The sequence below is a fragment of the Aureimonas sp. ME7 genome (assembly GCF_903970965.1).
GTDB lineage: Bacteria > Pseudomonadota > Alphaproteobacteria > Rhizobiales > Rhizobiaceae > Aureimonas.
Map to the genome: position 1 here is coordinate 42,388 of NZ_CAJCKW010000017.1, position 10,773 is coordinate 53,160.

Here is a 10,773-nt window from a genome sequence, read left to right on the forward strand (position 1 = left end):
GGAGGGGATGCTCCTTACAGATCGACGCCCTTGGGCAGGATCACGAGGTCGCGGATCGTCACGCCGGGCGATCGCGTCAACATGAAGAGCACCGCCTCGGCGACTTCGCGAACCTCCATCAGGCTGTTGGAAGCGCGCGCTTCCTCCAGCTTGGCGGCCGGCCAGTCGTCGATCAGCGGCGTCACGACCGGGCCGGGCGCGACCGCGCCGACGCGAATGCCGTGCTTGATGACCTGCCGCCGCAGCGTATGGACGAAGGCCTGGATCGCGAACTTGGAGGCCGTATAGATCGGCTCCCAGACCACCGGCACGAAGCCCGCCACCGAACTCGTCACGATGATGTCGCCGCTTCCCCGCTCGGCCATGTGCGGCAGGACGGCGTGGATCGAACGGAAGGCGGCGTTGACGTTGAGGTTCAGCATCCGGTCCCAGCTGTCGGGATCGCCCTCGATCACCTCGCCCCCGACATAGGCGCCGGCATTGGCGTGGAAGATGTCGAGGCGGCCCGTCCGTTCGAGGATGCGGGGCATCATCGCGGAAACGTCGGCGGGGTCCGTCAGATCGACGCGCAGCGCATGGGCGCGGGGGCCGAGCTCGTTGCAGGCGCGGCGTAGACGGTCCTCGGCGTGGTCGATCAGGACGACCTCGACACCCGCGTCGAGCATGGCGCGCGCGCATTCGAGGCCGATGCCGGACGCAGCGCCCGTGACGGCGGCGACCTTGCCGGAAAGATCCTGGCTCATGGGGAAGGTTCCTGATGGATGAAGGGCGGCGAGGCGTCCCGCCATGGCGGCGGGACTCGTGGGAAGGCGGTGTTCAGCCGCGACCGTGCGAGGCGCGCGAGCGGCGGGCGAGCGAATCCACCATGACCGCGAGCGCGAGGACACCGCCGAGAATCATGTAGCGAAGGCTGGACGACAGGTTGAGCAGCGTCAGCCCGTTGGAGATCGCCTGGATCACGATGATGCCGAGAAGCGCCGAATAGGCCGAGCCGCGCCCGCCGAAGAGCGACGTGCCGCCGATCACGGCCGCCGCGATGGCGTTGAGGTTCACGTCGCCCGACCCCGCCTGCTGGGAGGCCGAGCCGAGCCGGGCCGCCGACAAGATGCCGCCGAGCGCGGCCAGCGTCGAGCACAGCACGAAGGCGCTGAGATAGATGCGGCGCACGTCGATGCCCGCCCGTCGCGCCGCCTCGCGGTTGCCGCCGACCGCGAACATCGAGCGGCCCCATTTCGTGCGCCGGAAGGCGTAGTCCATCGCCACCACGAGAAGCACGAAGAGGGCGAACATCCAGGGCACGCCCCGGCCTTGTGCGAGATAGGAAACGACGCCCACGAGCACCAGCGTCAGGACCAGCGCCTTGACGACGATGACGCTGAGCGAGGTGCCGCTGAGACCCGCCGCCTGCCGGCGCGTGCGGGCGCGCAGGCCCGACAGGAGGACCACCGCGCCGGGAACCAGCGCCAGGACGAAGGACAGGGCGTTGGGCATGTAGGCGTTCTGGCCGAAACGCACGAGCGCCAGGCTGAATGGCAGGTTGATCGAGCCGGCCCGGCCGAGAAGATAGAGCTGGAACCCGAGAAGCGCGAGAAGACCGGCCAACGTGGCGACGAAGGAGGGCATTCCCACGCGGTTGTGCAGCGTGGCGTAGAGCGCGCCGATCGCCGCTCCGAGGCCCAGCGCGACGAGGATCGCGCCGCCCGCCGGCCAGCCGTTGTTGATCCAGAGGACGCCGAGGATCGCGGACGCGAGGCCCGACATCGACCCGACCGAGAGGTCGATCTCGCCGAGGATGAGGACGCACACGATCCCGAGCGAGATGATGCCGGTCGTGGCGCAGTCGTAGAGAAGGTTGGAGATGTTGCCCGGCCGGATGAAGACCGGGTTCAGCGAGGTGAAGATCAGCGAGATCAGGACGAGGCCGACCGCCACGGGGATCATGCCGAGATCGCCCGAGCGGACGCGGTCGAGGAAGCCGCGCAGGGCGCCGCCGAGGCCCTCGTCCTGGCGAACGCGCGCGTCCGCCCGGTCGAGAGTCCGGCCGGCGAGAGAATTCGGGTTCGTGCTCATTGGGCTCCCTCCTCGTGGACGGCGCGTCGCCCGGCCCGGCGCGACACCGAGTTGTCGGCGGCGCCCGTGATCGCCGCGATCAGGTCGTTGTGGGAATCGTCGGGCGTGAAGACGCCGTTGTTGCGCCCGAGGCGCAGGACGACGATGCGGTCGGCGACGGCGCGCACGTCGTCCATGTTGTGCGAGATCACGATCACGCCGAGGCCCCGGTCGCGCACGCGCTCGATGAGATTGAGGACTTCCGCCGTTTGGGCGACGCCGAGCGCGGCGGTCGGCTCGTCGAGCATGATGAGCTTGGGCTCGAGCAGCAGGGAGCGGGCGATGGCGACCGTCTGGCGCTGGCCGCCCGACAGGGAGGCGACCGGCTCGCGAACGGACGGAATGCGCGCCGCCAGCTCGTTGAGCAGGGTCCAGGCGCGAACCTCCATCGCGACCTCGTCGAGCTTCCAGGCGTCCTTTTCGCGCCCGAGGAAGATGTTGGCGACGACGTCGAGGTTCTCGCAGAGCGCGAGGTCCTGGAACACGGTAGCGATGCCGAGGTCGAGCGCGGCCGAGGGGCTCGTCAGCGCGGCGTCGCGCCCGTCGAACCGGATGCTTCCCGATGTCGGCTGATGGACCCCCGCCAGCACCTTGACGAGGGTGGACTTTCCCGCGCCGTTGTCGCCCACGAGCGCCACCACCTCGCCGGGATGGACGTCGAGCTCGATATCGGTCAGCGCCGAAACGGCGCCGAAGTTCTTGGACACGTTGCGCAGCGATATCACGGGCTCCGTGCCGCCGGCTCGGGGCGGGGCAGGGCGGCTTGCGGCGACGTCGGTCACGGACATGGGCGAACCTCGTTCGATCGAAGGGGAACGGGACCGGCCGCCGGCAGGGCGCGGCGGCCGAGATGCGGCTCGGGGCGCTACTGGATGCCCATGGCCTTGCAGGCGGGCGCGTAGTCGCCGGTGCACACGGTGGAGGCGGGCGTGATGTTCTTGTCGAAGATTTCCGCCTTGATGTTCTCCTTGGTGATGACGAGCGGGACGAAAAGCTGCGAAGGCGTGTTGTAGAGCGTCGTTTCGGCCTTCGGCGTCTGTCCGGAGATCATCTGGAACGCGATGTTGGCCGCCGCCGCCACGATCTCGCTCGGCTTGGAGATGGTGTTGTACTGGTCGCCCGCGATGATGAGCTGCAGCGCGGCGGTGGTCGCGTCGTTGCCCGTCACGGGCGGCACCGGGGTGACGCCTGCCGCCTTGAACGCGGCGATCGCGCCGCCGCCCGTTCCGTCGTTGGCCGCGACGACGCCCTTGATCTGGTCGCCGAAGCGCGTGACCTGGCCGCTCGTCCACTGCTGCGCTTCCGGGGGCAGCCAGTCCGGCGTGTCGAACTCGGCCAGCGTCTTGTAGGCCGAGGCGTCGAGCGCGGCGTCGATGCCGTCCCGGATCAGGCCGGCGGCCGCGTCCGTCGGCGAGCCGTTGATCTGCAGGACGCCCGCGCCCTCGGGCACGCCTTCGGCCTTCAGATGATCGACCAGCGACTGGGCGATGGCCTGGCCGATCGCCTTGTTGTCGAAGGACACGTAGTAGTCGGCCGGCGTGTCCGGGATGGGCCGGTCGTAGGCGATGACCTTGACGTTCTGCGACTGGGCCTGTTGGACGAGGGATGCGGCGGCACTGGAGTCCACGGGGTCGAGGACGACGACGGTGGCGCCTTGCGCGATCACCGAGTTGAACTGCTGCTGCTGCAGCGACACGTCGCCGTTGGCGTTCTGGTAGACCACGGTGCAGCTCGAACAGAGCTTTTCCATCTCGTTCTTGAAACCGGGAAAGTCGCGCTCCTCGTAGCGCGTGGAGCCCTGGTCGGGCATGAGGAAGGCCACGGTCGCGTCCGCCGTCTGGGCGAGCGCCGACCCTCCGGCGAGAAGCGCCCCGGCCAGGGCGGACAGGCCGGCGATCCTGATATTGCGATACGTCATCACTTGTTCTCCCTTTTGAAGTGATTGGGCATGCTGGGCGTCGCGAGGGCTCGCGGCGGAGCCGTCTCGCCTGGACCGCCGGTGCCCTCCCGCGCCGGCCGGTCCAGGTATGCGGGGCCGAGGGCGAAGGTCAGGCCGCGTAACGCGCGCCTTCCTTTCGTTGCGACAGCGCGCGGAAGCGCGACGGCGACATCGCCTTCTGAAGCAGGAATTGCCGATTGAAGTTGGACACGTTGTTGTAGCCGCTGGCGAAGCAGATGTCGGTGATCGAGCGATGGGGATCGCTCGTCAGAAGCTGGCAGGCGAGGTTGATCCGCAGCCGGTTGACGTACTGGACGAGCGTCATGCCGGTGTGGCGGCGAAAGGATCGCGAGAAGATGCTGGGGCTGCGGCCCGAGATCGCGGCGAGATCGCCTTCGGTGAAGTGCTCCGTCAGGTGACGGCTGATGAAGGCGAGCGCTTCGTTGATTCCCCCGCTCATGAAGCCCGACGGGTCCGGTAGATAATGCGTGCTGGTCAGCGGCCGGGCGTCGGTGTCGTTCGACAGGATGTCCATCAGCGCCATGAACAGGGTCAGGCGGCGCAGGCCCCGCGCTTCGACGATCTCGCCGAGGATCGGGCCCACATCGCGCACGGCATCCGGACCGAAGCATACGCCGCGCCGGCTGAGGCTCAGAAGCGGTGCGCATCCGCCGAACTCGGGCATCGCCCGCATCGCTCCTTCCACGAAGGCTTCGGAGAACTGGACGATCCGGCAGCGCAACGGAATTTCGGTGCCGCCGGGAACGTCGCTGACCCAGTTGTGCGGAAGGTTGGGACCGGTCAGCACGAGCTGTCCCGGCTCGAAAGAGCCGATGAAGTCGCCCACGAAGCAATGGCCGCTGGTGGCGACGACATGGTGGATCTCGTATTCGGGGTGGAAGTGCCAGCGGACCGTGTGGAACGGATAACCGTGGACCCACGCCTTGAACGATTCACCCTGCCTGATCTGGACGAGTTCCAGGTCCGGATTCATCTCGCATCCTCCCAACGCTCGACCTCTTCGGGCCTTTTGCGAGCGCCTTGCCGCTGCGAGCGGCGATCTTTCTTGTTATTGAAGGGGAGGCTACCAGCCTTCGCCGGGTCGAACTACCTCGACTATTCCAAGCGTTCGATACTTTTTTGACATCGAAGCCGAGAGCTGTTTCGCAGTTGTATGAGCGCTGTAAAGTCAGGTTCCCGATCGCCTCGCTCGCCGTTGGCGCCAACCATGGCCACAGAATGAGGGGATGACCTCCCGTGTTCGCCGATAGTTCTGCAAGGGAGATCCAATGTCTGACCTGACCGAAAGCCTGCGCGCTGGCGACGCTGCGAACGTCTTGCCGAACCAGCCGGTAAGGGCGAGCGCCGCGCGGCGCGTCGGCGACGCCTCGCTTCATCGCCCGTTCGCATCGTCCGGTCGGCGCCAGGGTGCGGGCGCAGGCCTTTACAAGCACGCGCCCCGCTTGAGCGAACCCCACTGTGTCGCGTTCGCAAGTTCGGAGAATGCCGCGTGACGCGCCCCTTCGTGCGCGCAAGCGTCGAGGGCGCGCTCGGGCGTATCCACCTCGATCGGCCGGAGGCGCTGAACAGCCTCGACCTGTCCATGATCCGTGCGATCGCGGCAGCGCTCGACCGGTTCGAGGACGACGAGGCGGTGCGCGCCATCGCTTTGACCGGCGAGGGGCGGGGCCTTTGCGCGGGCGGCGACATCAAGATGATCTGGCGCGCCGGGCGGACGGAGCCCGAGACGGCTCTCCGCTTCTGGGCCGAGGAATACCGCCTCAACGCGCGCATCGCGCGCTCGGCCAAGCCCTGGGTCGCGGTGATGGACGGCATCTGCATGGGCGGCGGCGTCGGGCTTTCGGTCCATGGCAGCCACCGCGTCGTCACCGAGCGCACGCGCTTTGCCATGCCCGAGACCGGCATCGGCTACTTCCCGGATGTGGGGGGCACCTTCGCGCTGTCGCGCGCGCCCCATCGTCTCGGATTCTGGCTCGGGCTGACCGGGTCGAGCATCGGTGCCGCCGACGTTCTTGCCGCCGGCCTTGCCGACGCGATGATCCCTTCCGATGCCATTCCGGCCCTCTTAACGGATCTGGCCGGCGGGCGTCTCGCCGACGAGGCGTTGGCAGCTCATGCCGTCGATCCCGGTCCTTCGCGTCTGCTGGCGAACGCCCCCCTGATCGAGGCGGCCTTCGCCGGCGACGAGATGACGCAGATACGCGAGGCCCTTCGCCGCGATGGTTCCAATTTTGCGGCGGAAACGCTCGCGACCCTCGACGCCCGGTCGCCGACGAGCCTCGTCCTGACGCTGCATCTCCTTCGGGAAGCCTGCCGATCCGAGCGGCTGGAGGCGTGTCTCGACCGCGAGTATGCCGCCGACGCCCTGATCCTGGAAGGGCACGACTTCTTCGAGGGCGTGCGGGCGGCGGTGATCGATAGGGATCGCCGTCCGGTCTGGCGTCCCGCTTCGCTCGCGCAGGTCGATCGAAACGCGCTGATCGCCTCGCTCCGTCCAAGCCGCTCGCTTTTCGATCCGCCGGAGGTTTGAACCGGCCATATCGAGCCGCGACTCGCCGCCGCGCGAGGCACTGAGCCGGCCGACCAGCGCGATCGAGACCTCGCCGCGATCGCGGTCTCACGACATGGGCGGCGCTTCTAACCGTCGGCGCCTTGGTCGAGCGGGGGCATGTTCTGGCCGAGAAGGCGCAGCACCTCGGCCGCTGCCTCCACGAGGTTGGTACCGGGCCCGAAGATCGCCTGGACGCCGGCCCGGCGAAGCTCCTCGTAGTCCTGCGCGGGGATGACACCGCCCGCGACCACCTTGATGTCGGCCCGCCCACGCTCGGCGAGATCGGCGATCAGTTCGGGGATCAGCGTCCGGTGGCCGGCTGCAAGCGAGGAAGCGCCGACGATGTCCACCTGGCGCTCCACCGCCAGCGCCGCCGCCTCGCGCGGTGTCTGGAACAGCGGGCCCGGTACGATCTCGAAACCGAGATCGCCGAACATCGAGGACACGAGATTGGCGCCCCGATCGTGTCCGTCCTGGCCCATCTTGGCGACGAGCATGCGCGGGCGCCGGCCGAGGCGGCGCCCGGTGGCCGCGACCGCGTCCGTCAGGCGCGTCCATCGCGGGTCGTCGCGATAGGCGCCGCCATAGACGCCCTTCACCGGCTTCGGGCTCGTGTCGAAGCGGCCGAACACGTCCTCCAAGGCGGCGGAAATCTCGCCGAGCGTTGCGCGGGCGCGGGCGCAGACGACCGCCAGTTCCAGGAGGTTGCCACGGCCGCGCGCGCCCTCGCGCAGCGCGTCCAGCGCTCCGGCGACGGCGTTTGGATCACGCGCCGCCTTCACTTGTTCGATCCGGCGTATCTGCGCTTCGCGCACCGCATGGTTGTCGACCTCGAGGATCTCGATCGACGCTTCTGCATCCAGCCGATAGCGGTTCACCCCGACGATCACGTCCTCGCCGCGGTCGATCCGCGCGGCCTTGGCGGCGGCGGCTTCCTCGATCATCGCCTTCGGCCAACCTGCCGCCACGGCCCGGGCCATGCCCCCCTCGGCCTCGATGCGCTCGATCAACGCCCAGGCGCCGTCCACCAGTGCCTTCGTCAGGCTTTCGACGTAGTAGGAGCCGCCGAGCGGATCGACGACGCGCGTCATGCCCGTTTCCTCCTGCAGCACGAGTTGCGTGTTGCGTGCGATGCGGGCGGAAAACTCCGTCGGCAGGGCGATCGCCTCGTCGAGCGCGTTGGTGTGGAGCGACTGGGTGCCCCCCAGCATCGCGGCCATCGCCTCGATCGTGGTGCGCATGACGTTGTTGGTCGGGTCCTGCTCGGTCAGCGAGACGCCGCTCGTCTGGCAGTGGGTGCGCAGCATCTTGGAGCGCTCGTCGCGCGCGCCGAGCCTGGTCATCGCGCGGTGCCACAGAACGCGCGCGGCGCGCAGCTTGGCGATCTCCATGAAGAAGTTCATGCCAATGGCGAAGAAGAAGCTGAGGCGCCCGGCGAAGCGGTCGATGTCGAGGCCCGAGGCCACGCCGTAGCGCACGTATTCCATGCCATCGGCGATCGTGAAGGCCAGCTCCTGGAGCTGCGTCGCTCCCGCCTCCTGCATATGGTAGCCCGAGATCGAGATCGAGTTGAAGCGCGGCATCTCGGCGCTCGTGTAGGCGAAGATGTCCGAGACGATCCGCATCGAGGGCTCGGGCGGATAGATATACGTGTTGCGAACCATGAACTCCTTGAGGATGTCGTTCTGGATGGTCCCTTCGAGCCGGGCGCGGGGCACGCCCTGCTCCTCGCCCGCCACGATGAAGAAGGCGAGAACGGGGATCACCGCCCCGTTCATGGTCATCGACACCGACATCTCGCCCAAGGGGATGCCCTCGAAGAGGATTTTCATGTCCTCCACCGTGTCGATCGCCACCCCGGCCTTGCCGACGTCGCCGTGGACGCGACCGTGATCGGAATCGTAGCCGCGATGGGTGGCGAGATCGAAGGCGACCGACAGGCCCTTCTGCCCGCTTGCCAGATTGCGCCGATAGAAGGCGTTGGAGGCTTCGGCCGTCGAGAAGCCGGCATATTGGCGGATCGTCCACGGCCGCCCGGCATACATCGAAGCGCGCACGCCCCGCGCGAAGGGCGCGAAGCCCGGCAGGCCGGGCTCCCAGCCGGCCGTATCCTCCGCCGTATACAGCGGTTTGACGAGGATGCCCTCGGGCGTCCGCCAGTCGAGGTCGCGCCCCTTCGTCTCGCGGGCGGCCAGCGCTTCCCAGTCGGCCGGCGCCGGACGATCAGTGTCCATCATCGGGTGCTTCCATCAGCTCGATCAGGATGCCGCCCGTCTCGCGCGGATGCAGGAAGACGATCCGCGTGCCATGCGCGCCGAGGCGAGGAACTCCCAGCGCCTGCATCCCGAATGCTTGCGCATCGGCCATCGCCGCGTCGAGATCGGCGACCTCGAAGCACAGGTGATGCTGCCCACCCGCCGGGTTGCGCGCGAGAAAGCCTGCGATGGGCGAGGCGTCGCCGAGCGGTTCGATCAGTTCGAGCTGCGTGTTCGGCGCATCGACGAAGCAGACCTTCACCCCTCGTTCGGGTAGGTCGAAAGGCGCGCCCACCGCCGCCTCACCGAAGAGCCGGGCATAGCGATCGCGCGCATGCGCGATCGAGGGCGTTGCCAAGCCCACATGGTTCAAGCGTCCCAGCATCGGCGGACATCCCCTCCTCGAGCCGTCGCGATGGAATGTCGCGGCGTCCCTACACGCAAGCGTTGCGCCTCGACGGTAGCACCTAAACTTGAAAAAGAAGGAGCTTCGCGGTCGGAATCGTCGATTTGTGGGATCTGAGAAGTTAACCCTCGCGGAAGGCGATCGCTATATAGCCTAAGTCTCTGCTTCGGATCCAGAAATCGACCTTGCGGGTTGTCTGGCGGAGGAAGACGTCGTGAGCGAACCCTTCTCCGAAGCCGCGTTCAGTGTTCTGCGGGAATTTACGGGGAAATCTATCGGCGAGCAGGCAATCGGGCAAAGCCGAAGGTCCAGCATACCCGTCATTTCAAGCCCTTCGGGGTCGGAATCCCCTACGCGACATAACGGGGAAAGCAGGGTTGGGCTCCGGGCTCGTAGCTCACAGTCAGAACGGAACGGTGGCTGCGAGCGCGATGGCTGAGAAGAAGACGGTCGGACACCGGTCGTAGCGGGTTGCGATGCGCCGCCAGTCCTTCAGTCGCCCGAACATGATCTCGATACGGTTGCGGCGCCGATAGCGGCGCTTGTCGTGTTTGACGGGTGCGTTGCGCGACTGGCGCCCTGGAATGCAGGGCCTAATGCCCCTCGCTTGCACGGCGTCCCGGAACCAGTCGGCGTCGTAGCCGCGGTCACCGAGCAGCCATCGCGCCTTCGGCAACTCGTCCAGAAGCGCCGCGGCCCCGGTATGGTCGCTCACCGACCCCGCGGTCAGAAAGAAGCTGAGCGGGCGACCGTTCGCATCGGCGACGGCGTGAAGCTTGGTGTTCATGCCGCCCTTGGTGCGGCCGATCAGGCGACCAAGCCCCCCTTTTTGACCGCAAGGCTCGAAGCCGTGCGGCGCGCCTTCTGGTCGGTCGCCTCGATCATGACCGTCTGCGGATCGGCGCCGACTGCGGCCAGACCCTCCATCATTCGGACGAAGACGCCCGCTTCGCCCTAGCGCTTCCAGCGATTGGTGAGCGTCTTCGCAGGCCCATAGTCCTTGGGCCCATCGCGCCACCGCAGACCGTTGCGGTTGACGAAGATGATGCCGCTGAGAACCCGCCGGTCATCGACCCGTGGCCTGCCCTGGCTCCTGGGAAGGAACGGCCGCAACCGCGCCATCTGCTCGTCCGTCAACCCGGACAGATCGCTCATATCCAGTCCCCCCGGACGAAGCCTGAATCAGACGGCACGCATCGAATCAAGGGGGCCTGATCCTAGCGTGCATCACTTTGGCTCGCTGCGGCTCGGCAGTTGCGTCTATGCCCAGAATAACCGCCGCAACCTCTTTCCAGTTAGCGCCTGCATAATCTGCGTCGAGTAGTCGCAAATAGGCGGCGAGATGGCTTTCATCATACGCGGTAAGCTGGCCTGCCCCTATCAGGTGGTCCGGTTCAAATCTAATGCATGGTAGGTTTGGCGACCACGGTTGAGGTGGCCGGCGAAGCGGGTTGGGGTGGCGCAGCCGGCCATAGCGCGGCGGCAGGTGCCG

Annotated in this window: 8 protein-coding genes and 1 pseudogene; 1 reads left to right on the forward strand and 8 read right to left on the reverse strand. The window is 67.4% G+C overall.

Annotated features, from left to right (window positions below; translation table 11 throughout):
* Positions 1–14: 14 nt before the first annotated feature.
* The 5 genes from H7A85_RS19130 to H7A85_RS19150 all read right to left on the reverse strand — a co-directional run bounded on the left by H7A85_RS19130 (position 15) and on the right by H7A85_RS19150 (position 5,042).
* Positions 15–743 carry an SDR family oxidoreductase gene (locus tag H7A85_RS19130; RefSeq protein ID WP_182422120.1) on the reverse strand — a complete coding sequence of 243 codons (729 nt, stop codon included), beginning with the start codon at positions 741–743 and terminating at the stop codon, positions 15–17.
* Between the two features lie 73 nt (positions 744–816).
* Positions 817–2,070 carry a sugar ABC transporter permease gene (locus H7A85_RS19135; RefSeq protein WP_182422122.1) on the reverse strand — a complete coding sequence of 418 codons (1,254 nt, stop codon included), beginning with the start codon at positions 2,068–2,070 and terminating at the stop codon, positions 817–819.
* Positions 2,067–2,897, reverse strand: coding sequence for an ATP-binding cassette domain-containing protein (locus H7A85_RS19140; RefSeq protein ID WP_182422123.1), 831 nt, complete (start codon positions 2,895–2,897; stop codon positions 2,067–2,069). Before H7A85_RS19140 ends, H7A85_RS19135 begins: the two co-directional genes overlap by 4 nt.
* Before the next feature lie 77 nt (positions 2,898–2,974).
* Positions 2,975–4,027: a sugar ABC transporter substrate-binding protein gene (locus tag H7A85_RS19145; protein WP_182422125.1), complete on the reverse strand. Its 1,053-nt coding sequence runs from the start codon at positions 4,025–4,027 to the stop codon at positions 2,975–2,977.
* A 130-nt stretch (positions 4,028–4,157) separates the two neighbouring features.
* A complete protein-coding gene (locus H7A85_RS19150) occupies positions 4,158–5,042 on the reverse strand; it encodes an AraC family transcriptional regulator (protein WP_182422126.1) in 885 nt (294 codons plus the stop codon).
* A 516-nt stretch (positions 5,043–5,558) separates the two neighbouring features.
* Here H7A85_RS19150 and H7A85_RS19155 point away from each other — a divergent pair.
* Positions 5,559–6,599: an enoyl-CoA hydratase/isomerase family protein gene (locus tag H7A85_RS19155; RefSeq protein ID WP_182422127.1), complete on the forward strand. Its 1,041-nt coding sequence runs from the start codon at positions 5,559–5,561 to the stop codon at positions 6,597–6,599.
* Between the two features lie 107 nt (positions 6,600–6,706).
* On the opposite strand, the gene scpA is transcribed toward H7A85_RS19155, so the two are convergent.
* The 3 genes and pseudogenes from scpA to H7A85_RS19170 form a co-directional block, all read right to left on the reverse strand.
* On the reverse strand, positions 6,707–8,857 hold the full coding sequence (scpA, locus tag H7A85_RS19160; protein ID WP_182422128.1) for a methylmalonyl-CoA mutase: 2,151 nt from the start codon (positions 8,855–8,857) through the stop codon (positions 6,707–6,709).
* A complete protein-coding gene (gene mce / locus H7A85_RS19165; RefSeq protein WP_182422129.1) occupies positions 8,844–9,260 on the reverse strand; it encodes a methylmalonyl-CoA epimerase in 417 nt (138 codons plus the stop codon). The genes scpA and mce overlap by 14 nt, the downstream gene beginning before the upstream one ends.
* A 424-nt stretch (positions 9,261–9,684) precedes the next feature.
* A pseudogene (locus tag H7A85_RS19170) lies at positions 9,685–10,436 on the reverse strand (IS5 family transposase).
* Positions 10,437–10,773 lie beyond the last annotated feature (337 nt).

What these genes read in the sequence shown, in the direction of transcription:
- H7A85_RS19130 (WP_182422120.1), bottom strand. Translation starts at nt 743, where the DNA reads ATGAGCCAGGATCTTTCCGGCAAGGTCGCCGCCGTCACGGGCGCTGCG.
- H7A85_RS19135 (WP_182422122.1), bottom strand. Translation starts at nt 2,070, where the DNA reads ATGAGCACGAACCCGAATTCTCTCGCCGGCCGGACTCTCGACCGGGCG.
- H7A85_RS19140 (WP_182422123.1), bottom strand. Translation starts at nt 2,897, where the DNA reads ATGTCCGTGACCGACGTCGCCGCAAGCCGCCCTGCCCCGCCCCGAGCC.
- H7A85_RS19145 (WP_182422125.1), bottom strand. Translation starts at nt 4,027, where the DNA reads ATGACGTATCGCAATATCAGGATCGCCGGCCTGTCCGCCCTGGCCGGG.
- H7A85_RS19150 (WP_182422126.1), bottom strand. Translation starts at nt 5,042, where the DNA reads ATGAATCCGGACCTGGAACTCGTCCAGATCAGGCAGGGTGAATCGTTC.
- scpA (WP_182422128.1), bottom strand. Translation starts at nt 8,857, where the DNA reads ATGATGGACACTGATCGTCCGGCGCCGGCCGACTGGGAAGCGCTGGCC.
- mce (WP_182422129.1), bottom strand. Translation starts at nt 9,260, where the DNA reads ATGCTGGGACGCTTGAACCATGTGGGCTTGGCAACGCCCTCGATCGCG.